This window comes from Acinetobacter sp. IRS14 (assembly GCF_034650275.1).
In the GTDB taxonomy this organism is placed as follows: Bacteria; Pseudomonadota; Gammaproteobacteria; order Pseudomonadales; family Moraxellaceae; genus Acinetobacter; species Acinetobacter oleivorans.
Genome location: NZ_JAOVFN010000004.1, coordinates 221,488 through 244,212 on the forward strand (window position 1 = coordinate 221,488; position 22,725 = coordinate 244,212).

Consider the following 22,725-nt stretch of genomic DNA (forward strand, 5'->3'; position numbering starts at 1 on the left):
TTATCTCTGTGCCGCAATGGTGGATTACTTTAAATCAGCGCAAAAAATTAAAGTTCTGTTGTGGTACGGGGGCCTTGTGAAAGCTAACTGATCATGACCAAGATATAGACTTATTTATCGACCTTCTGAGTTCGCTCTACAGTAATATATTCATTAGGAATCACTAATTGCTTTTCAATATCTTTCACTTTATAAGAAATTAAAGTGCTTTTACCAATGCCTTGAAATAATACTTTAACATCTTTAAAAATAAAGGTTTTATACTGACTTAGATCTTTAGTAGTCGTTTTTGGCAATTCAATTAAATTTGCATAAGGTTCTTTAATATACAAGGTAGCTTTTTCTATTCTTACCCCAGTATTTTGCATTGTATAATTTAAAAATACTTTACCGACATCACCAATGAGGATCAGAGGCACAAGCGGAGTCAAACTAATAAAAAAAGCTATTTCTAAGCTATCTTTAATATGCGTTTCTAATCTCTTTAATTTTTTGCTTGCGAATGCTTTAAGATTTTCACTAGCATCAGGATCATCAACAATATCTGCTAGATTCTCAAATTTTATATTAAATTCTTTAATCTTCTGCCGATTCATGTAAAAAGGATAATACGCAAAGGCAATAAAAAATACGGTAATGCCTAAGTACAAATTGACTTTCCAATGCAATAAAAATATGCCATGAATAACGTATAAAAGATAAAGAGAGCCAATTAAAATAATAATATTAACTTTTGGAAAAGGAAGTTTTTTCCCAATTCTGACATGAGGTGGCAAATACTTATCAACCCAGCTTAAGACAAGATATGTCACTGGAGCTAAGGATGTACCAAAGAAAAATAGCATAAACCCTAATACAGTGTAAGCAATCGAAAACGCGGCAAAAATCAGCAAAAAAATCAGTGTATCGCCAAAGCTAATTTCCGATGGGATATAGCCAATTGTTAAAAGATACACAACTAAGCACAACACCCCTATTGCAATAATTGCTTTAGTCATTGTCAGCGCAACTTCATGCCACTGCCCCAGGTTATTTAAATATCTCGGTATCAAGTCGTTCATTTGATCTAACCAAATCTTATAAATTATTTAAGAATCAATGATTACCCTTTTCTTAAACCGCCCCCAGCGGAGTAATCATCGTTTTAAATTTCCCCAAATTTCAGAGTATATTTTCACATATTGTTTAGCTAATTGCCTCCTTTTGAATACCTGTGTCCTTTGTAGGTTGCAATATGCTTGTGTCCCTTCAGATCAATAAAAGGTAAAGTTCTGTTTGTTAAAAAGGACTGATAATTAGAAAAAATCAATTAAATTTTTATTTCTACTATCTAAACTTATGCACTATCTACTTGTTTTTGCTGCCACTCTGCATAAGTTAAATGAGTATTCATTTCTCTCCACTCTTTCCGTCCATTTGATGAACGGCCTAGAATTACACCAGATGCTGCAGACGGGCTACTAAACAAATAATCTTGGTTAAAAGTAAAATCTTTAGAGTCAATAATTTTATTTTCAATTAAATAGTTACGCAATTTTGTATAATTAAAGGTAGAGGAGGATACTCTTTTTACTTGTGAGCCTTTTAAAACAAAAAACTCTCCATCTATCTCTTGTGCTTTAGCATCTACTTCACGGCTAGATAAATAAAAGTTTGCTGTCTTATCAATCTCAGATTCTACAAAACTATGCGTTTTTGATAAGTATTGTTGATAGCTAGGTCTTTTTAAATCTTTTAGGAAATCGTAACCTAATACAGGCAAAACAATTTGTATTTGCTCTAAGAAAAACTCCATATCAGCAATATCTGATTCAGGTAAGCGACTATAAGTATGTGCTGTACCATTTTCGAGCTGACATTGTCCATTTTGTTTAGCAATATCCATCAGACGGCTTTCAAGATATTTAATATGAGCTTTTGTCAGATTCTGGTCTTTACTTGTAATTAAACAAACCTTTTCCCAAAAATCTTTTCCACCACTCTCTTCTGTTCGGTTATGCTGTTTTAAACGATTAGCAACATCATCCGATTCCCCAATATATACTCTTGGATATAATGGATTTTCTGGATCATGGCTAATTAGAAAATATACACCTGTTTTTGTACATTCTTCACGCTGGATCAACTCAGCTAATTTACTACGGGGGGCAGAAAGCACATGTCCTGTCCAGTTAATAATTTCGGCTGTTAAAATCCCATTAGGTGTTCCATCAGCCAAAAACAATTTAACACTTTTACCTTGTCCCACGACTCCCCCTAGAATACTGCAATCAAATTGAGTCCATCACATCACGATCAAAAACTATTTTTTATTAGTTAAAATAAACTCTCTTAAAAGTTTATCGGTTTTTACTTTAACCTTAAAGGCTGGGATTGTTTGCCCTTCTTTCTTTTCAAAATACTGCTTTGCTTTCGCATTATCCACAGAATTCAACAATTCTCCAAAACGCCCAAACTCATCAATATTGTTTTCAGTAACATGTGTACTTAATATTTTTCTTAGCATTGACTCATCCAAGCCGAATGAACTAACTACCTCATATATTTCATCTTCTTTAGCTTTAAACTGATACTCAGTGATGTAATCTCTAAAAGTTTTTCCCTCTATTAATTTCACATCGCCACGTTGAACATCATGTAAAAAGATATTTGCAATTTTCTGTTCATCATGCGTCAAAGCTGCAAAACTTTTATGTAATTCATTTAGAGCTTGTTCAACAGATACTGCCTTTTCACCTTCGTAAAGTGCTTTTAAGTATTTAGTGAATCGGCTATTCATATAGTCTGAATCAATCTTATCAGTATCAATCTCTGTCAAATAACCTTCAATTTCAAATGGAATACCTCCACCACCGCCACTTCCCCCTTCAGAAAATAATTCCTTATAACGCAAAGCTAGAATCAAATAAGTCTGCTCATCTATTAGCACAGGAACAGGTAAGCCATTTAAGTCTTTATTATTAAAGCTATATGAGAGTGTATTCCAATTAAAGCCCTGAATTTTTGCAGCTTCCAAATGCTCATTAAATTGTTTAAATAGCTTTGCAAACTGACCACAGGCCTCTTTGTCTTCAGGTAACTTTTCAAAGTTTTCGATACCTGCACTTTTAAACAATTGTTCTATATCAACAAAAATTGAATTTACTTTTTTTAAGTTATCTTGCAGTTTATCTACAAATAAAGCCAAAGGTTTATCGCCTGAATACAACTTTACAGCCGAATCAATATTACGTTTCATCGTATGCGGACGTCGGTAATATCGAATGATACCGAATGGTTTATCTTTACCAAATAAGCGGTTAGTACGTGAGAATGCTTGAATCAAGTTTGCATACTCAAGCATTTTATCCAAGTACAAAGTATTGACCCACTTAGAGTCAAAACCTGTTAGCATTTGATCAACGACAATCAGTAGATCAAGCTGTTTTTCTGGGGTATGTTCTACACGTTTGTATAACTCTTTATGGGCTAAACGGTCTGCAATATCACGCTTCATTTTGGCATGGGTGGCTAGGCTGAACTCAATGCCATAGCGTATGTTATAGTCACTAATAATCTCAACTAAACCATCTTCTTTGAATTTAGCATTTTCATTATTATCAATATTTGGATCAAACAGTGCCGTAATTTTTAGCTCAGGTTTATGCTTCTTAAATAAGCGATAATATTCAATTGCCTCGCTAATACTACTGGTCGCAAACATGCCATGAAATTTATTATTTTGGCTATATTGAATCCAGTTTTCTAAAATATCCTCAACAACTTTATTTTGATGTGCTGGACGACGATACTGCTCTGTCGGTAAGTAATCCTCAATCCCTTTGATATAGTTATTGGCTTTGTCCCAATGACCTGCCATAGCAACCTGACTTTTATCCATAAAACGTAAGTAGATTTCTTTCTTTTTAGGATCATCTAAAGCTTCTTTAATTGTATTGGCTTTTGCCTCATCCAAAGCCACGGCTTCACGTAATTTTGAATCTTTATAAGTTGAAATCAGGTAAGGATCAAAACCGAGTACATTTTTGTCTCGAATGCCATCAGCGATACTATAACGGTGCAACTCATGACCGAATACTGTTGCTGTGGTATTCATTTTTTTTTCATTTTCGTCCTGAATGGGCGTGCCAGTAAAACCAAAGAAGACTGCCTGAGGAAAGGTTTCTTTAATGGTAATCAGCATATCACCAAAGGTTGAACGGTGTGCTTCGTCCACAATGATGACGATGCGTTTTTTCTGCATCTGCTCAATATCATGTGCTTTGAGTCCACCTTCTTCCTGTTTGATATTACTCATTTTTTGAATAGAGCTAACAATCAATACCTCATTTGGATTATTGCTCTTCAGCTTGTTAATCAATGCATAAGTATTTTCTGTAGACTTTACAAAATCATCCGTATCGGCAAAGTTATTATATTGCTCTAAAGACTGCGTACCAAGTTCAATACGATCCATAAGGAAAATTACTTTGTCTGCATCTTTAGAGGTGGCGATGAGGTAGGCTGATTTAAAACTGGTCATGGTTTTACCCGAACCTGTGGTATGCCATATATACCCACCTAGCCGATCTCGCCCATCCCACTCAATACGTGCTACACGATCTGAAATCGCTCGTACAGCAAAGTATTGATAACTGCGCATCACCTTTAAAATACCATCTGTTTTGTCGGCAACGGTATAAAAACCAATAAGCTGATGTGCCATAGGAATAGAAAGCAAATGCGTGGCAATGTCTTTCCAATAATTGACTGGTTCATTATTAAAATCTGCCCAATTGAAGTAATAATTTGAATTAAAAACTCCATCTGGACCAGGATTAGCAAAGTATTTAGTTTCTCTAGGATTCATTGCAACAAAGATTTGTACCAATGAAAATAGTCCAGAGAAAATGCCTGAACGGGCATAGTTTTCGATTTGATGTGCTGCCTGACTGACAGGGACACCAGAGCGTTTCAATTCGATATGAAACAGTGGCATACCGTTAATCAGCAACATAATATCGCCACGTCGATCATTTAAAATCGGTGAAGACGTTGGGAATTTTGGTTGTTGTACGATTTGGTAACGGCTTTCTCCAGCAGCTATTTGCTGACGATCATAAATGCTTAGGCTAATTTCTTTACCCAAATGCACTGCATCATTTGGGTTGTCTCTTTTGATGGAAACTGTTTTACCATTGATAAAGCCATTGAGTGCTAAGGGCGTACGTAAAGTTTTGATTTGTTCTAATATTTGTGCCATTTCGGAGTCAGTAAGTGGCTGACCATTCAGCCGATCTATACCGTTATTATTTTCAAAAAGAATTTTTGACCAGTTGTTAATTAAATCCTGTTCTGTTGGATTTTTAAGAACAGTACTTTCCCAGCCCTTGTTAAAAAGGGTTTCGATAAATGCTTGTTCAAATTCTGCTTCTGTTTTATATGTCATGGTCTATTTGCTTTTATCAAGTCAATTTATAAAAAGTCTCCCTTTGAAAAGGTGAGCCGCGATTAAAGCGGCGCAAGGGAGGGATTCAAACAAACATTTTTTCTAAAAATGCCTGTTTTAGATTTTTTAGGGTTTGAAGCTGTTGCTGTTGTAATACAAGGGTTTTATCGAGCTGTTTAAAAAATTGACCGATTGCTTTTTGCTCTTCGAATTCAGGCACGTCACAAACAAAAGCTAAAATTTTATTTGGAGAAGTATGTTTCACTGTTGTACCAGTGGCAGATAAAACAATATATTTATGATACGACTCAGTTTGTAATAAATAGAAAAGAAAACCTTTGTCTAATTCATCGTTATCAAAACTTATTAATCCTAACCGTTGGTTGTGTAGTAATGTTTTTCCTCGAATTAAAGGAAGTAAAGCAGGTAAACCCAAAGTATCGCTTTCTTTACTCAAATCAGTCATCGTTACTAACAAATCATTTTCTTGAAGAATATAATTTTCAGGTACTTCACCATTATAGTAAATGAACTTCTCAGCTTTAAAACCACCACCAATCATAAAATTACCAGGTGTTAGTAAACATAAATTTGTCTCAATTTCACTGAAATATGCACCATCAAATGCAAAGCCATGTTTAATCGAAATAAAGTTAGATAATTGAGAATTCACCCAATCCCCATTAAACCCTTTTAAACGAATTTCAGGCTGCGTACTGCCTACATTTGGAAACATTTTTTCCAGCATCGCTTTTTTTAAATTTTGCGTTTGAGAAAGCTTCTTTTCATGTAAAGCAATGGACTGGTCTAGGTTTTGGAAATAATTACCGATTTGGGTTTGTTCTGTTACAGAAGAAGGATATTTAATAATTGTTTTAGCAAGATTCGTCCGACTAACTGATAACACTTTAATGCCTTGCATCAAAGACAAAAGTTGATGGTGATAAGCATTTGAATTGAGGTAATGCCCCAAGTAATAAGGTGATAATTTTATCTTCGGACGATATGCCATGGTATGTAAGCCAGACACAATATAGTTATCATCTACAGCACTTATTTCAATTGCTTTCCCAACAGTTTTATCTTCTGCTGTATCAGCAAAAATAACATCGCCATTCTGTAAAAATTGGTTTTTGAAGTCAGAAATTTCACCATCTGTAATAAATGGTATTTTATCATTTCTACAATCGAGAACAGCAGCATATTTTACAAGGATATCACCATAGTGAATATTCTTTATCTGACCATTGTCATAGTTTAAATCAGCTCTCGAGAGTGTATTATTCGATAATGGTAGAAACATATCGCCTAAAGTTTGTTGATTCCAACTTTCGTTAAAATGCTTAAACCTAACTTCAGGGCATTTTGACTTTTCCACATTACACCCCTTTTAATAACGTCTGAAACTGTGTCAAACCTTGTATGTCAAAGTCATCACCTGTTAAATCATCAATCAAACTCGCTAGACTATTTTCAGCTTCACTAAGCTTTTGCGTAGTTTCAGTATAAGTCACTGCATACTTATCCGCCAAAGCCTGTACCACATCAGTCAAATGCTCAATTACTTCATTTGGTAATGCTAAAATTGCAGAAACAATCGGTTGTACCCACTTCGCTTCCAACAATTCTAAAACCTGTGAATCTTGCAACACTTCAATCGTGGCTTTAGTCAACAAATGTAAAGTATTGGCATCGGCTTTAATCTCAGCTTTCAGCTCTTTTTCCTGCGCAAGCAAATCTTCCACTTTAAACAATTTCGCCTCTAAAGACTCTTCCGCAAAAGTAAAATTCGCCTGTAAACTTTTTAAATACACTTTTACTTTACCTACAGCATAAGTACCATTTTTATTGGCTTCAATCTTGGCCCATTGCACCTCAGGGTGTGCCTGTACAAACTGTTCCTGCTCAGGCTTTTTCGCTTTATTCGCAAGCAACTCTAACAATTCATTGATCGCACGAATTTCAGGTGTTTCAATATCTTCAAAAGCCTGTTTCAACGCTTTGGTAATTTCTGCGGTTACAAAAGCGTCATTGGCATCATTTAATAAAGTATCTTTTTCTTCTTCAGACAGCGAATCCATAATCGTTTCGATTTCAGCACTGGCTTCAGTTAAAGCACGTTCTTTATTTTGTAAGGCTGTTAATTCATCAAGCAATAAATGCTGTTGTACCAAATCGAATGGTAAGACATAACCGATCCAACCGTCCTGAACTTCCTGCTCTTTACCATCTTTCTTTTTAATGATGTAATTTGGATTGACAATTTTGGCAGCAGTCAAACCTTCAGATTGAATAATCTCCAAGTCCCCTGCGATGCTTTGCCATTGATCATCCAAAGCTTGATAGGCTTGATATTTGTCAACTAGAGGAATATTTTCCAGACGCTTGAAAATATCCTGACTTAGAACATTTTCTTGTTGGGCAATATGCAAAGACTGCATCTTTCCAATTAACTCAGCTTTTAAATAATCATGGAATTTGGCAAAGGCAGCATTAAATTGCGTTTTAAATGTTTGAACATTGGCATGCTGATGAATGGCGTTACTGATTTCTGTGGTGGCTAAATCGACATAAGGTGTGTCACTGTTAGTAAATAAGTCTTGGCGTAACTGCGGGAATGCCTTCCAATACTCGGCATGTGCATCAATTTCTTTTTTCGGAATACCGCCAAACATAGTGGCATAAATATCCCAAGTTTCTGCTGTTGCAGACGAATCTACATAACGAGGAATATTTAAGTTATAGCCTTGCTCACGAATTTCTTCCAAGCTGACTAATTTAGAAAATTTTTCAATATCTTTACGCTGTACAACAGCATCAACAATTTTCTTAATATTCGACGCTTGTAGATGGTTATTTTTACCGACTTTGATAAAGCCTTTGGATGCATCAACAATAAGCACATCACTACTTTGGCGACGTTGTTTTAAAATAATAATGACCGTTGGAATACCCGTACCAAAGAAAATATTGGCAGGTAATCCGATGATTGCATCAATATGTTTATTTTCAAGCAAGTTTTTACGTATACGCTCCTCTTCACCACCACGGAACAACACACCATGTGGCAGAACAATCGCCATGATGCCATCAGGTTTTAAGTGATATAGATCATGTAGTAGAAACGCATAGTCAGCTTTAGTTTTTGGTGCTAAACCAAAACGTGAATAACGTGGATCAGACTCTTTATTTGATGAATCCCATGCTTGCGAGTACGGTGGATTAGATACCACGGCATCGACATACAACGGCTCGTAGGTATTGATCGGATCATTGTCATCAAAATAAGGCCAATCATCCTCTAAGGTATCGGCATTACGAGCAACAATATTGGCAGGCAAAATACCACGCATAACCAAGTTCATACGGGTTAAGTTATACGTGTTTTCCTTTAACTCTTGCGCGTAGTATTTGATTTTATTTTCATCATTAACGTGCTTGGCAACTGACGTACCGATGTTAATCAGCAATGACCCCGACCCACTCGTTGGATCGTAAATTTTTATTTCTTGCTGATCCTTTAAGTGATGTGCAATGATTTCAGACATCAACACCGACACTTCATGTGGTGTATAGAACTCACCTGCTTTCTTACCTGCATTAGCTGCAAATGAACCAATCAAATATTCATAAATAAAACCAAGTACATCATAATCTTGCTTGTTATTCATCGGAATAACTTTGATCAATTGCAATAAATCACTAATCGCTTTGGTTTGACTGTTTGAGTTGTCACCGAGTTTACTTAAACCTGTTTCCAATGTCTTAAAAATACCATCAAATACTTTTTTATGTGATGGGCTGATTAAACGTGAAAAGGCAGAAAGCGCATCACGGACATTGCCAACGTTAAAGTCATTACCTTTTTTTAACCATGTTGAAAATAAGTTGTCATAAGCAATGAAATAACCAATACCATTTTTAATAAATTCAACAGTTTCAGGATCTTCTTCTGTGAGTGCTTCAATATCAGCCTGACTAAAGTCGTTAGCTTCTAAAAAAGCTTGCTCTTTGTCTGATAGAAATTTGTAGAACATGAACCCTAAGATGTAATCTTTATATTCATTTGCCTCAATTTTAGAGCGCATTTTGTTTGCGGAATCCCAAATTTTTGAGGCGAGTTGTTGCTTGTTCATAGATTCTCTACAGTTAGTTACAGCTGATAAAAGACTCTATAGCTCTAGAATAGACATGAGTACTTTTATTAGGATTGGATTTCGATTTTGAGTAGGTGCTTGGTCCTTAGTATTTTTACTAATTTGATTGAGCTTCTCAACCTAAAATTTGTAGAAATTTGAAGGAATCAAGACAGATATACCATTTCTATTATTTTTAACAATTATAATAATAGAAATGCCTTTGCATTCGGCATAACAAGATTAATTAGTACAATTTTTACATATATTTCAAAACACTAGCTTTCTGCTTCTTTGCAATTAGGATAACTCTAAAAAAAGATTTATATTTAAATTTATAAAGATTAATTTGAGCTGTGAATATCCTACTAATCTATTAAAAAGAAAAAACCCCGAAACTTTCGTTTCAGGGCTTTTCACGAATTTTGGTGGAGATGGCGGGAGTTGAACCCGCGTCCGCCAGCATTACGCTCGAGAATACTACATGCTTAGATATCGTCTATTGTTTTAACACCAAGTGACCCGACGAACAGGGTACAAGTTGCGATCCTCTAAGTTTGGTATAAAGCCCCGAGGCTTGACTCTATACGGACTTGTGTGCGTGCGCTACGGTCGGGTTCCTAAACCACAAGTATTCTAGGAAGCGGACAAACTGCCCTTAGGCAGCTAGAGCGTAAGTTTCGTCGTTTGCGACTAAAATATGCAAATTTGATTTACGAGAGAAAATGCGCTCTCGGCATGCATCTATGAGTTTCATCACCAGCGTCGAAGCCAATAACATCCCCATGAATGTCTGAACATCATAGCATAACTAAAATAAAATACTGTGCATTTTATCAACAGTCTGCTACTGATGAACATATTTACATAATTGAGTGTCTTTTGTTTTTTTCAAGGGTCACATAAAAAAGCTGCCAAAATGACAGCTTTTTTAAAGTTTGGTCTATAAAGCACCATTACCTAACACAATACCTTCACGGCGTGGGTCTACCCCACCTGCGTATTTACTTTGATTATTAATATTTACTTTCATAATCGTTGAAATACCACTGGTTTGCGCCGAGTTCGATATGCCATGCCCTTTTGCTTTTAGACCTTCAATCAAATCAAGCAAAGAAAGCTGCACATTCGAGCTATCCACATTGGTGTTTTTGCTATTGGTCGCACCAAAGTTAACAAGCGAAGTCGCCTGCTGAGCGTTTAAGTTCCAGTCCAGCGCACCCACCAAAGTTTTAACCACATATTGAATGATGGTACCGCCACCTGGTGAACCTGTTGCCATATAAAACTCATCTGGCGTGGTGCCTTTAAACACTAAAGTTGGCGCCATGGTACTTCTTGGGCGTTTGCCACCTTCCACACGGTTAGCAACCAGTGCTCCCGTGCTGTCCAGCGGGTTCGCACTAAAGTCAGTTAACTGGTTTGACAGCAAGAAACCATCCACCATATGGAATGAACCCATGCTCGATTCAACAGTCGATGTCATTGAAACCACATTGCCATAGGCATCTACAATCGTGAACTGAGTTGTTCCGTGTTCAACAGTGGTGTCGACACCCGAAGCTGGGTTGAAATTGCCCGCTGGTGCAACGCCCATACTTTGGTTCGGGTTAATCAATGCTGCACGTTGTTTCAGGTAGTTTTTATCAATAAAGCTTGCAATACCCTGCGCTGGTAAAGCAACAAAGTCAGTATCTGCGACATATTTGTCGCGGTCGGCGTAGGCCAAACGCTCAGCTTCAGACACTAAATGCACGCCCATCACATCGGGCACACCGCCTTCATTTTCAGGGTTTTTAGGTGGATAAAGCGACATATCAAAGTTTTCTAAAATACCCAACGTTTGCGCAACCGCAATCCCTCCCGAAGATGGAGGTGGCATGGTACATACATAGTAACGGTCACGATACGTCGTACAAATCGGGTCGCGTTTTTTCACCTGATAGTTCGACAAATCCTGCAAGGTCATTAAGCTTGGAGTAATTGGAGTTCGTGCTGGGTCGTCCCCTAGTGTTTGGCCTGCTTTTGCCACAATCGCTTGGGCAATCGGACCAGTGTGCAGCGCATTTGCGCCTTGCGTAGCAAGTGCTTCTAAGGTTTTTGCATAGGCTTTATTGGTCATGGTCTCACCAACTTTACGAGGTGAACCATCTGGGTAGAAATAGGTTGCCATTGCATTTGCATCGAGCGCTAAGCTGTTTGCATTGCTAGCAATTGCATCTGCTAAACGGCCCGGAATGCGGAAACCATTGTCAGCCAAACCAATCGCTTCACCAAAAAGCTGGTTCCACTTGAGTTTGCCATGTTCTTGTTGTGCTTGTTCAAGCAAACGCATCACACCCGGCACACCAATCGAGCGACCGCTACGGCGGGCACTTGGTACAGGTGCTGGTGAATTTGGGTCATATATATCTTGGCGAATTAAATAATATTCGTTGGCTGCGGCTGGTGCGGTTTCACGGCCATCGTAAGCAGTGACTTTTTTGGTTTTGGCATCGTAATACATCATAAAACCACTACCAGCAATGGTACTCGATTGTGGCTCGACTAAACCTAACACCGCTTGTACCGCAACGGCAGCATCGACTGCACTACCGCCTGCTCTTAAAACATCACAGCCCGCTTTTACCGCAAGTGGCGTGTTTGCCACCACCATATATTTATCTGCGTATTTAACCGTGTTACCGAGTCTATAACCCGATGCACCTTCAGGCGCTGCTGGGTCACCATTTTGGTTTGAACCGACCACCACGCTTGATCCGTCTTGTGCCAGTTTGCTACAACTGGTCGGGTCGTTATCTACAATTAAATTGGGTGGGGTTGTATTTGAATCATCCTTGGGCTGATCTGACGAGGAGTCATCTCCACATCCTTGTAATAAACCGACTGCTAATAAACTACTGAACAAAAATGAATATCTTTTATTCACGTGATAACTCCAATATATGCGCTTGCCTATCCATGCAATTGCCATGCAAGCTTCTTTGTTTTCAGGTATTAAGTTTTTTTAATCTTTGATAAAAATAAGGTTTTATAATATTGAATGTTTAAGGGCGTTTTTCCTGTGCCCTGTATTAAGCCTCCTTGCTTGATATTACACGCTTTTATATTTGATCTGCCCGATTCTGGCATGCTTTATTTAGTGAAATACAGGCAAAATCTACCATTTATAGACTCGCTCTATTTTTTAATAGATCTAAAAAAAGCACCTCCGAAGAGATGCTTTTTTATGTTTAGTGAGATGGCATTCCGCTGACATCCCCTTTGGGTTTCGGACACAGCCAAATGACCAGCCCCGCAAAGACAAACACCATCGCAAACAGCAAAAATACATGGTTTGCCGACATGGTAATCGCTTCTTTATCGACGAGGTTTGAAATGATTCCTAAGGTCGAATCAGCCGAAAAACCATTTTGCGCAAGGTTATTTTGAACTTCGGCAGTATTTAGGTTTGACACCATTTCACTACGTGCAACTTTGGCGTGGTCGTCCCACACGGTCACTGCAATTGAAGCACCAATCGCCCCTGCCATGGTTCTTAAGAAGTTCATGAGGCCCGCAGCAGATGCAATCTCTTGCTGGAGTACTGAACCAAGCGCAATATTCGACAGTGGAATAAAGAAGAACGGTACAGCAAAACCTTGCAGGATTTGCGGCCAAGCCAGTGCCATAAAGTCGGCGTCTGTGGTCCAGAATGCACGCATTAAGGTCACGCCACCCAACAAAATCAAACCGAAACTCGCCAGTGCTCGTGGGTCATGTTTAGTTGAAAGCTTTGCCACAATCGGTGACATGGTCAAACTACCAAAGCCCATAGTTGCAGTTAAATAGCCTGCCCACGTGGCGGTGTAGGAAAGGTTCATTTGCAGCCACTGTGGAATCAGTACAATACTGCCAAAGAACGCGCCAAAGCCGAGCGACAAGGCCAGTACCGAAATTGCAAAGCCCCTATGCCTAAAGACTTTGACATCCACGACGGGATGTTTGTCGGTCAGCTCCCATATGAGGAACACCACAAAGCCTATGGCGGCAGTTAAGCCTAATACCACGATGCTGGTGCTATTAAACCAGTCTCGTTCATGCCCCAAATCGAGCATGAGCTGTAGTGCACCAATCCACAAAATTAACAGACCTAAACCAACAGTATCGATTCTTAAAGAAATCGTTTCTGTTTCGGCTGGTTTAAGCACTCGTATAGCTGCTAAAACACAAATAATGCCGACTGGTATGTTAATAAAGAAAATCCAGTGCCAAGACAGATTATCACTAATTAGACCACCCAAAATTGGTCCTAAAATTGGCCCAACGACGGTCGTCATTGCCCATAGGCCCATTGCTTGTGCATGCTTTTCTTGAGGAAAAATACGCATGAGCAAAGTTTGGCTGAGTGGCATGAGCGGGCCACCGCATAGACCTTGTCCAATACGGAAAAACACCAGCATGCCTAACGAGTTTGCTAGACCGCACAAAAACGAAAAAATGGTAAAACCAATCAGGCCAAAAATAAAAACCCGAACAGTACCAAAGCGCCCAGCAAGCCAGCCCGTTAAAGGTACACAAATCGCTTCTGCAACAGCATAGGACGTAACAACCCATGTGCCTTGTGTACTTGAAACGGCAAGGTTACCGGTAATGTGCGGTACAGATACGTTGGCAATGGTCGTATCGAGCACGACCATAAAGTTCGACAAGGCAATAACAAACGCTGCCAGTAATAAACGGCCACCGCTTAGTTCGGCAAAAGGTGTTTGCGTTTTCATAAGCGTTTACTTCGCAGATAAGTCGACTTTTGCTTCCATCGACAAGCCAACACGCAGTGGGTGTTCAGCAAGTTCTTTCGGGTCAAGTGCAATACGAACTGGTAAGCGTTGAACCACTTTAATCCAGTTACCTGTTGCGTTTTGAGCCGGAATTAAGGCAAAGGCAGAGCCTGTACCACCAGAGAAGCCCATCACTTTGCCGTGATATTCAACATCGTCGCCATATAAATCTGAAGTAAGCGTAACGATTTGACCCGGACGGACTTTTTTCAACTGACTTTCTTTAAAGTTTGCATCTACGTATAAATCATTCAGCGGCACAATCATCATCATGCTGGTGCCCGGTGCAACACGTTGGCCAACTTGAATGTTACGACGTGTCACCACACCATCAACTGGCGCACGAATCACGGTACGTTCTAAATCAAGCTGAGCTTGTTCAACATGCGCCTGTGCAACTTGTACATCAGGTGTTGAAACTTCGCTTACGCCCTGAATTAAGGCTTCGTTTGCAGCTAAGGTGCTTTCGGCAGCTTTACGGCTTGAAGACGCTTGTGCTAAACCAGCTTTAGCAAGCTCTAGCCCTGCTTTGGCTGTTTCAACTGCACTTTGTGCCTTAGTGAGTTCTTCTTTAGACACTGCACCAGACGCGGCAAGTTGTGCACGGCGGTTGAGTTCTAAAGCAGCTTTGTCGTAGTCGGCCTGTGCTTGTGCAACTTGTGCTTTGGCACTGTTAATTTCGTCGGCACGAACCACAACTTGGGAGTTTAAAGAGCTACTGTTTGCCGCAGTCTGTTTGTATTGGCGTTTTGCTTTAGCAAGTTCTGCCTCAGCTTGAGCCAATGCAATTTTGGCATCACGTTCATCAATACGAACCAGCACATCACCCCGATGAACTGTTTGAGTATCATTTACCAAAACCTGAGCGACCTGACCACTCACCATTGAGGTAATTTGCGCGGTTTCTGCACCGACATAGGCATTATCTGTACTTACAGAGTGATTTAAAAATAATGCCCAAATTGCATACAAAATAGCGGCGATCAATAAAATCAGCGCAAAAAAACCAAGAAATTTTTTGCGCTTGTTTTGGTTGTTGTCATCCGAGGCAGATGTTGTTGGCACTGTTTCTTGTACATTGCTTTGTGCATCAGTCATGGTATGTTCCTAAAGATGAGTTGGCTTTGCCATCAATCTCGCACTACACCTTGTTATAGAGTTTTTATTTTTCTATAAACAAGACATATCGCATTGTCAAAGCAGTCAATTTTAACGCTAAAACCTCACAATATGAGAATAAAAAAATATAACTCATGCGTTCGTTCTAATTAAATTAATGTTTATCTCAAAGTTTTTATGAAAATTCCAGCTTTTTAAGCACTAAAAAAAGCGCACATGGCGCTTTTAAATGGTTCAATTCATTGCTTAATAGGCATATGAAGCAATCCCTGCTGCGATGGCTTTATCTTCATCATTGACCATCGTCATGCGCATAGTGCAGCCCTTACGACCTAAACGTAACACTTCCGCACGTGCAATAAAATACTTACCGCGTCCTGGAGCCAAATAATCTACCCGCATATCGACAGTTGCCAAGCGTGATACTTGCTTAATGGTTTCGGTTAAAGTTTCAGGAGTCGAACGGCGATAGAGGTGTTCCATTGCCACAATTCCACCAATACTATCGAGCAAAGTTGCAGCAACGCCGCCATGCAAAATCTGAAATGCCAGATTACCAATCAGGTTGGGTTGCATCTCGATATAGCCTTCAATGTGGCCATCTACCACACGCATAATCATTCCACTATGCTTAAAAAAAGGAGAGCTATTAAACGCCTTACATAATTGGTTGAGCACCACAGTCAGGTCAGTTTTTGCACCTAAATGGATGTTCCCAGTCCAATTTTTCTTTTCATCACTCATACATTGCCTAAATTTAAAAGCATGATAAACACCTATAATTTTGTACAAATCCAGCATTATGGGGCTACAATACAGCAGTCGGTTGACAGTAATGGAATATCCGCCAACCTATCCTAGTGTAATACCGAACATCGAGATTGTTATGACTTATACGTTCAATCGTCCTGCATTTCCAGCCACTCGCATGCGCCGTATCCGTAAAAATGACCAGTTGCGTGCGATGGTCAGCGAAACACAGCTCACTACCAATCACTTGATTTATCCAGTATTTGTATTACCGGGACAAAATCAGACCCAAGATATTCCAAGTATGCCAAACATTCAGCGTTTGTCGGCAGATTTGTTACTGAAAAAAGCTGAAAGACTTCTGGAATTGGGTGTATCAAAACTGGCTCTTTTTCCAGTTACCCCTCAAGAAGACAAAAGCCTCACCGCAGAAGCTGCATGGCGTGAAGATGGTTTAGTACAAACCACTTGCCGTTTGCTTAAAAAAGAATTACCAGAAATGGTACTAATTACTGATGGTGCCCTCGACCCATACACCACGCATGGTCAAGACGGCATTATTGATGACACTGGCTATGTGCTCAATGACGAGACAGTAGAATGCTTGATTAAACAAGCATTGAGTCACGCAGAAGCTGGTGCCGAAGTGATTGCACCAAGTGACATGATGGATGGCCGTATTGGCGCAATTCGTCAGGCTTTAGAAGCCAATGGCCATATCTATACCAACATCATGGCCTACTCTGCAAAATATGCATCTAGCTTCTATGGTCCATTCCGTGATGCTGTTGGCTCTGCATCCAACCTAAAAGGTGGTAATAAGTATAACTACCAGATGGACTTTGCCAACCGTGCCGAAGCGTTACATGAAATCGCGCTTGATATTCAAGAAGGCGCAGACATGGTGATTGTAAAACCGGGCATGCCATATCTGGATGTAGTACGTGAAGTAAAAGATACCTTTGGTGTTCCGACATTCATTTATCAAGTGAGTGGCGAATACGCCATGTTAGCGGGCGCAATTCAAAATGGCTGGTTATCAGATTCAGTGATTTTAGAATCACTCATGTGCTGTCGCCGCGCTGGTGCAGACGGAATCTGGACTTACTTTGCAGAAACCGCTGCTGAAAAACTCAAGGAAATGAACTAAGTTCGCAGAGAAAGGATAACACTGCATGCATATTGCAATTATTGGCGCGGGCATAAGTGGATTAATGTCTGCGCTGGAGTTGGTTGAACAAGGCTGTAAAGTCAGCATTTTTGATCAACAACAAGCGGGACAAGCAGCCTCTTGGGCTGGCGGAGGTATTCTCTCTCCGATGTATCCGTGGCGCTATGTGCATGCAGTGAACCAACTTGCTCAATTTGGCAAAGCCTCTTATCAAGCATGGAACCAAAAGCTCTACCCTATTACAGGGATTGATTTTGAAATTCATGACACAGGCATGCTCATTTTTGATGAAGAAGATTTTGACGTTGGACTTTCCTACGCCGAGCAGCATCAAGAACCCATGCAACGCTGTGAATATTTACAGCGAGATGCACTAGAGCAAGTTAATCCACATATTTCCGATCAGTTTCAAGAAGCGATTTATTTCCCTGAACTGTCGAATATCCGCAACCCGCGCGTATTACAGTCGCTGATTAGTTATTTAAAACAACATCCAAATGTTGAGTTTTTTGAGCACTCTGCTGTCAAAAAACTAATTCAACATGGCGATGTTATACAAGCCCTACAAACTGAAGATGGTCGCAAACACACAGCAGATCATTTTGTAATAACTTCGGGCGCTTGGAGCCATTACTGGAACTCACAATTACAACTCGACATTCCAGTCGAACCTGTTCAAGGTCAAATGTTGTTGTTTAAAACCCCTGCTCACTGGTTACCGACCATGTGCATGAATCGAGTGATGTATTTGATTCCTCGTATGGATGGTCATATCGTATGTGGTTCAAGCATGGCACATCGTGGTTTCGACACCTCTACCGACGAAACCACCCAGCACAATATTTTAGAAGCATGTTTAGAAATGGTGCCTGAACTGGCCGATTTCCCGATTGTACAGCGCTGGGCAGGCCTCAGACCAAGTTCACCAAATGGCGTTCCGTACATTGGCAAAATGCCTGAAATGGATAACCTCTGGGCAAACTTTGGTCATTTTAGAAATGGTTTGTGTATGGGCGCGGGCTCTGCACAATTGCTCCGTCAGCTTATGCTGGGTCAACCAACATTAGTTGATGCCAAAGCATATTCTCCAGAGCGTTTGCAAAATAAAATCTTAGCCTGAGGCGAGAACATTCTCTAAAGCCATTTTCAATTGAGGATAAGCAAACTCAAATCCTTCTGCTTGCAAGGCAGCGGGTTTAACGTATTGACCATTTAAGATCAATTGCGACTGTTCCCCTAACAAACAGCGAAAAACCGTGCTTGGTGCTGACAACATTGGTTTCTTATTGAGTACCGCAGCAGCTTGCTCAACAAATACCTTTTGAGTCACATTTTCTGGCGCCACGACATTATGAATTTGAGCAGATTGAGGATGTTTAAATATAAACTCGATTGCGTTTAACACGTCTTCAATGTGTACCCAAACCACAGGCTGACGACCGTGACCAATTTGACCGACTAAATTGAGTCGAATCGGAAGCAACATTTTAGGCAAGATACCGCCGCCCTGACCAAACACCACACCTAAGCGAATAATTTTAGTATTTTGCTGAGTATCTGCTAAAGCTGCGTGCTCCCATTCTTGGCAAAGCTGAGACATAAAAATAGGCTGTGGCGAGCTTTGTTCGGTGCACACCTCTGCCCACTTTTCTTGATCATCAATCCCGTAATAACCAATCGCCGAACCAGACACCATCACTTCTGGAAAAATTTCAGATTGCTTGAGCCACGCATACAATTTTCGGGTCGTGTTTACTCGGCTTTCAATGAGTTGTTTTTTACGTGACTCGGTCCAGCGTTTTTCGCCAATATTTGCACCTGCCAAATTCACCACATAGTCAATTTGACGTGTTGCAATATCTTCGAATTTTTGCACCCACTGTAAGGCAGGATGGTCAGATTTCTTGCCAGCCTGCCGTGTCACAGCAATCACGTTATAATTTTTTTGCAGGAGGAACTTAATTAAATGCGTTCCGATAAAACCACTAGCACCCGTGATTAATACATTCTTATTCATATTTCCTCCTAAGCCGAGGACACAAGTTTTATTTCATTATATAAGACTCATTTATATTTAATCGTAGCTGTTTATGTAGTGATCTATTGCACATTAAACATTTTGTCTGCCATTCGCTGTGCCTGTTTGCCATAAAACCAGTAGGTAATTAAATAAAGCGGAATAGCTAACATTAAAAGCATAATCACCATAATGCTCAAGAACTGAGGTTGTTTGAGGTAAAGCATAAAGTTCTGCAAAATCTCAGGGTCTTTTCTGGCAAATAAAAACAGACCAAATAAAACACCACATAAGTTATAGCCCCAAAAAATCAGGGTAAAACCTAAAGTAAATTTCTTTTTTTCTTGTACAGTAGGTGCACGGCGTTCTTTCTTTAAAAATTTAAATAAGACAAAAATCATTGCGCCTAAATATGGAACGGCTGTTAAAATACCGCCTACACTCGCTGGTAATAGTGCTGCAATCACACCTACAATTAAGGTAAGTACGATGCATAAACCAAAAAACCAGAGAAAGTAAGAACGTAATTTGGTCATATTTTTGCCTAATTTATGGGTTCAAAAAATAATTATAAATTTTTTTCGATTTTTTTTCATTTTTCTGTCAACCAATTCGAATCTCTTGACGTTATATAGGGTAATAAGGTCGCAGCAACCGAATACTTCCTTTGCACGGCATCCGCAAAATTGTTTCGGTGACCTTTCATTACGACTCTTTCCTTCCTTCGGATTAGGTTTTGTTAGCAGCCGAAACCCTTGATGAAGTTTTTGACCGACGATTCTCTCATCACTCGAATCGTCGGTTTTTATTTTCTAGCACTTTCATTTATTTTACGCTCAGCATACACAATAGTCCTTTCGTGGCTATAAAGGCTATGCGTATACTTTTTACACCATAAAAATATGTTTTAAATAATATGAATAATATTGCCTATTTTGAAATCCAGTCTTCAAACCCTGCCCGCGATGCCCAGTTTTATCAAACTGTGTTCGGCTGGCAATTTAAACTCGATGAAAACTTACCGATTGAATATTATCGTATTGAAACGCCTTCAATTATGGGTGGTCTATTAAAACGCCCAGCCCAAACGCCGCCAATGGAATATGGCACCAATGCATTTACCTGCTCGGTTCAGGTCGAACACTTCGATGAAGTAGCTGCAAAAATTTTAGCGCAAGGCGGTATTGTCGCGATGGATAAATTCGCCATTCCCGGTCGTGCTTGGCATGGTTACTTTGTCGATTTAGACCACAACGTTTTTGGTATTTTCCAAGTCGATGAAAATGCAGCTTAAAGATTTTATTCAACGACTCTTTTATTTTTTACTGTATAGCCACCGCCTTGTTATCGGTGGCTATTTCATATTGATTATTCAGCAAAACTAAAACTTGTTTCACATGTAATTGGAAAATTCACCGAATTGGCAATCATACATTCATGATGCGCTTCTTCATGTAATTTTGCTGCAAGCTCTTGGTCAGCACCTTTTTCCAAAACAATCTCTGGTCTTAAAATAATTTGGGTAAAGTGGCCGCGTTTAACTGGATCTGCATCTTCCATAAATCCAAGCGCATGATCAACATAACTCACAACGTGAATATGATTGACTGCACATAGGTGCAAATACCAAAGCTTATGACAAGCTGAAGCTGATGCGACCAATAAATCTTCTGGGTTCCATCTGGTCACATCACCTAAATAGGCCGGGTCTGATGAACCTTGAATCGTGGCTTTTTGCGGATGTTGAATACTAAAGTCTCTTTTATATGAACGATAAGAAGAAGTGCCAGTTCCTGTATTGCCTTCCCACTGTATTTTCACTTCGTATTCATGAATGGTCATTTTGTTCTCAAAGTTCATGGTTTAAGTCGATAGTAACAAAGCAAAGTTTAAAGTGAAAAATTTAATTTAAGTTTCATCTTAGGCTTAAATAACGAGCACTTTAAAATGTCTTGATAAAATCTCCTGCCAATTTATGCTAACGTATCTGTGTTTATTTTTGGCTTGATGTCTGTTTCTATGTCCGTACATTTTCTACATACTTCTGACTGGCATTTGGGGCAGTTTTTTTATAATCATTCACGCCACTACGAACACCAACAATTTTTAAGCTGGTTACTCATTCAAATTCAAGAAAAACAACCGCATGCTCTGCTCATTGCCGGCGATATTTTTGATGTCATCAACCCAGGCTCTCAAGCACAAAAACAACTCTACCAATTTTTAGCAGATGCACATCGCCTTGCCCCACACATGCAAACACTCATGATTGCGGGTAACCACGACTCAGGCTATCGGATTGAACAGGTCGAGCCACTTTTAGAAAAATACAATGCAAAAACTGTGGGCGTGGTTCGCTGGAATGAAGATAAAACTCTAGATCTCGATCGACTACTTTTACCTATTTATAATCAAAATCAAGATATTGTGGCGTGGTGCCTTGCCCTACCTTTTTTACGCTCGGCCGAAATTACGGGCTTTAATGAACATACCACCAACAGCAAAAATGCGATTGCCTATTTGCACCAGCAACTGATTGCCGAAGCAAAACGTCGTAAAACACCAGACCAAGCCCTGATTTTGATGTCGCATGCCCACATGCAAGGTGGAGAAACATCTGACTCTGAACGCCCAATTATTATTGGTAATGAAGAAGCGCTTTCAACGACTTTATTTGAAGATGCTGTCGATTACGTGGCTTTAGGGCACTTACATAAACCACAAAAAGTGGGCCAGCCGCACATTCGTTATAGTGGCTCGCCAATTCCGCTTTCTTTTAGTGAAATTAACTATAAGCACCAAGTGGTTGAGGTCAAAATTGACCCAGCTCAAGAGACAGACAACCGTTTGCAATTTGAAGCTGTAGAAATTCCACGTTGTATACAGTTGCACCGTATTCGTGGTGAGCTAAACGAGGTACTGCAACAACTCAAAGCATTGCCAAACGGCGTGATTGAGAATATTGACCACCGTGAATATGTCGATATTGAATATTATAGTTTAACGCCGCCACAGCCGAATTTACGTCAGCAGTTTGAAGCGGCCCTACCACCTGACCGCTACCGTTTAGTGCGTATTTCACGTCAATATGTGAATAAAGACACTACCGATTCAAATACCACTCAGCAAATCGCTCTTGAACCGCCAACCCCAGAAAAACTCTTTCAGAATATTTGGGAAAAACAAGGTTACAGCGCCGACGATGCGGTTTTAAAAGATTTTCTGAGTCTAGTACAAGAAGCACAAAAAAATCTTGAAAATGATGCAACCCCTTAAGGATATGT

16 protein-coding genes and 1 other RNA gene are annotated in these 22,725 nt (G+C 39.6%); 4 read left to right on the forward strand and 13 right to left on the reverse strand.

Features of this window, described 5'->3' with window-relative positions:
• Positions 1–110 precede the first annotated feature (110 nt).
• The 10 genes from ODQ17_RS06115 to ODQ17_RS06160 form a co-directional block, all read right to left on the reverse strand.
• On the reverse strand, positions 111–1,061 hold the full coding sequence (locus ODQ17_RS06115; protein ID WP_322902421.1) for a hypothetical protein: 951 nt from the start codon (positions 1,059–1,061) through the stop codon (positions 111–113).
• A 275-nt stretch (positions 1,062–1,336) separates the two neighbouring features.
• Positions 1,337–2,248, reverse strand: a complete 912-nt coding sequence (locus tag ODQ17_RS06120) for a GIY-YIG nuclease family protein (protein WP_322902423.1) — start codon at positions 2,246–2,248, stop codon at positions 1,337–1,339.
• A 54-nt stretch (positions 2,249–2,302) separates the two neighbouring features.
• Positions 2,303–5,428 (reverse strand): type I restriction endonuclease subunit R, encoded by a 3,126-nt coding sequence (locus ODQ17_RS06125; RefSeq protein WP_322902425.1) that lies wholly within the window; start codon positions 5,426–5,428, stop codon positions 2,303–2,305.
• An 85-nt stretch (positions 5,429–5,513) separates the two neighbouring features.
• Positions 5,514–6,806 carry a restriction endonuclease subunit S gene (locus ODQ17_RS06130; RefSeq protein ID WP_322902427.1) on the reverse strand — a complete coding sequence of 431 codons (1,293 nt, stop codon included), beginning with the start codon at positions 6,804–6,806 and terminating at the stop codon, positions 5,514–5,516.
• 1 nt (position 6,807) lies between these two features.
• Positions 6,808–9,564: a type I restriction-modification system subunit M gene (locus ODQ17_RS06135; RefSeq protein WP_322902429.1), complete on the reverse strand. Its 2,757-nt coding sequence runs from the start codon at positions 9,562–9,564 to the stop codon at positions 6,808–6,810.
• Positions 9,565–9,990: 426 nt separating this feature from the next.
• Positions 9,991–10,349: a transfer-messenger RNA gene (gene ssrA, locus ODQ17_RS06140) on the reverse strand.
• Positions 10,350–10,507: 158 nt separating this feature from the next.
• Entirely contained in the window at positions 10,508–12,493 is a 1,986-nt protein-coding gene (gene ggt, locus ODQ17_RS06145) for a gamma-glutamyltransferase (RefSeq protein ID WP_322902431.1), read from the reverse strand.
• A gap of 304 nt (positions 12,494–12,797) precedes the next feature.
• Complete coding sequence (locus ODQ17_RS06150) at positions 12,798–14,324, reverse strand: DHA2 family efflux MFS transporter permease subunit (protein ID WP_322902433.1); 1,527 nt, start codon at positions 14,322–14,324, stop codon at positions 12,798–12,800.
• 6 nt (positions 14,325–14,330) lie between these two features.
• On the reverse strand, positions 14,331–15,482 hold the full coding sequence (locus ODQ17_RS06155; RefSeq protein ID WP_322902434.1) for an EmrA/EmrK family multidrug efflux transporter periplasmic adaptor subunit: 1,152 nt from the start codon (positions 15,480–15,482) through the stop codon (positions 14,331–14,333).
• A 267-nt stretch (positions 15,483–15,749) separates the two neighbouring features.
• Complete coding sequence (locus ODQ17_RS06160) at positions 15,750–16,247, reverse strand: thioesterase family protein (RefSeq protein ID WP_004703260.1); 498 nt, start codon at positions 16,245–16,247, stop codon at positions 15,750–15,752.
• A 142-nt stretch (positions 16,248–16,389) separates the two neighbouring features.
• On the opposite strand from ODQ17_RS06160, the gene hemB reads away from it, so the two are divergent.
• Together hemB and ODQ17_RS06170 are read left to right on the forward strand one after the other, a co-directional pair.
• On the forward strand, positions 16,390–17,403 hold the full coding sequence (hemB, locus tag ODQ17_RS06165) for a porphobilinogen synthase (protein WP_039254387.1): 1,014 nt from the start codon (positions 16,390–16,392) through the stop codon (positions 17,401–17,403).
• Between the two features lie 25 nt (positions 17,404–17,428).
• Positions 17,429–18,544 (forward strand): NAD(P)/FAD-dependent oxidoreductase, encoded by a 1,116-nt coding sequence (locus tag ODQ17_RS06170; protein WP_322902436.1) that lies wholly within the window; start codon positions 17,429–17,431, stop codon positions 18,542–18,544.
• Here ODQ17_RS06170 and ODQ17_RS06175 read toward each other — a convergent pair.
• Positions 18,536–19,441 carry a TIGR01777 family oxidoreductase gene (locus ODQ17_RS06175; protein ID WP_322902438.1) on the reverse strand — a complete coding sequence of 302 codons (906 nt, stop codon included), beginning with the start codon at positions 19,439–19,441 and terminating at the stop codon, positions 18,536–18,538. The two genes, ODQ17_RS06170 and ODQ17_RS06175, sit on opposite strands and share 9 nt — an antisense overlap.
• Positions 19,442–19,524: 83 nt before the next feature.
• Positions 19,525–19,977, reverse strand: coding sequence for an ABZJ_00895 family protein (locus ODQ17_RS06180; RefSeq protein WP_322902440.1), 453 nt, complete (start codon positions 19,975–19,977; stop codon positions 19,525–19,527).
• A 380-nt stretch (positions 19,978–20,357) separates the two neighbouring features.
• Here ODQ17_RS06180 and ODQ17_RS06185 point away from each other — a divergent pair, with 380 nt between their 5' ends.
• Positions 20,358–20,735 carry a VOC family protein gene (locus ODQ17_RS06185; RefSeq protein WP_322902442.1) on the forward strand — a complete coding sequence of 126 codons (378 nt, stop codon included), beginning with the start codon at positions 20,358–20,360 and terminating at the stop codon, positions 20,733–20,735.
• Positions 20,736–20,809: 74 nt separating this feature from the next.
• Here ODQ17_RS06185 and ODQ17_RS06190 read toward each other — a convergent pair whose 3' ends face one another.
• A complete protein-coding gene (locus ODQ17_RS06190; protein ID WP_322902443.1) occupies positions 20,810–21,283 on the reverse strand; it encodes an OsmC family protein in 474 nt (157 codons plus the stop codon).
• A 165-nt stretch (positions 21,284–21,448) separates the two neighbouring features.
• On the opposite strand from ODQ17_RS06190, the gene ODQ17_RS06195 reads away from it, so the two are divergent.
• On the forward strand, positions 21,449–22,717 hold the full coding sequence (locus tag ODQ17_RS06195) for an exonuclease SbcCD subunit D (protein ID WP_322902486.1): 1,269 nt from the start codon (positions 21,449–21,451) through the stop codon (positions 22,715–22,717).
• Positions 22,718–22,725 lie beyond the last annotated feature (8 nt).

What these genes read in the sequence shown, in the direction of transcription:
- ODQ17_RS06115 (WP_322902421.1), bottom strand. Translation starts at nt 1,061, where the DNA reads ATGAACGACTTGATACCGAGATATTTAAATAACCTGGGGCAGTGGCAT.
- ODQ17_RS06125 (WP_322902425.1), bottom strand. Translation starts at nt 5,428, where the DNA reads ATGACATATAAAACAGAAGCAGAATTTGAACAAGCATTTATCGAAACC.
- ODQ17_RS06135 (WP_322902429.1), bottom strand. Translation starts at nt 9,564, where the DNA reads ATGAACAAGCAACAACTCGCCTCAAAAATTTGGGATTCCGCAAACAAA.
- ODQ17_RS06150 (WP_322902433.1), bottom strand. Translation starts at nt 14,324, where the DNA reads ATGAAAACGCAAACACCTTTTGCCGAACTAAGCGGTGGCCGTTTATTA.
- ODQ17_RS06155 (WP_322902434.1), bottom strand. Translation starts at nt 15,482, where the DNA reads ATGACTGATGCACAAAGCAATGTACAAGAAACAGTGCCAACAACATCT.
- ODQ17_RS06160 (WP_004703260.1), bottom strand. Translation starts at nt 16,247, where the DNA reads ATGAGTGATGAAAAGAAAAATTGGACTGGGAACATCCATTTAGGTGCA.
- hemB (WP_039254387.1), top strand. Translation starts at nt 16,390, where the DNA reads ATGACTTATACGTTCAATCGTCCTGCATTTCCAGCCACTCGCATGCGC.
- ODQ17_RS06170 (WP_322902436.1), top strand. Translation starts at nt 17,429, where the DNA reads ATGCATATTGCAATTATTGGCGCGGGCATAAGTGGATTAATGTCTGCG.
- ODQ17_RS06175 (WP_322902438.1), bottom strand. Translation starts at nt 19,441, where the DNA reads ATGAATAAGAATGTATTAATCACGGGTGCTAGTGGTTTTATCGGAACG.
- ODQ17_RS06180 (WP_322902440.1), bottom strand. Translation starts at nt 19,977, where the DNA reads ATGACCAAATTACGTTCTTACTTTCTCTGGTTTTTTGGTTTATGCATC.
- ODQ17_RS06185 (WP_322902442.1), top strand. Translation starts at nt 20,358, where the DNA reads ATGAATAATATTGCCTATTTTGAAATCCAGTCTTCAAACCCTGCCCGC.
- ODQ17_RS06190 (WP_322902443.1), bottom strand. Translation starts at nt 21,283, where the DNA reads ATGACCATTCATGAATACGAAGTGAAAATACAGTGGGAAGGCAATACA.
- ODQ17_RS06195 (WP_322902486.1), top strand. Translation starts at nt 21,449, where the DNA reads ATGTCTGTTTCTATGTCCGTACATTTTCTACATACTTCTGACTGGCAT.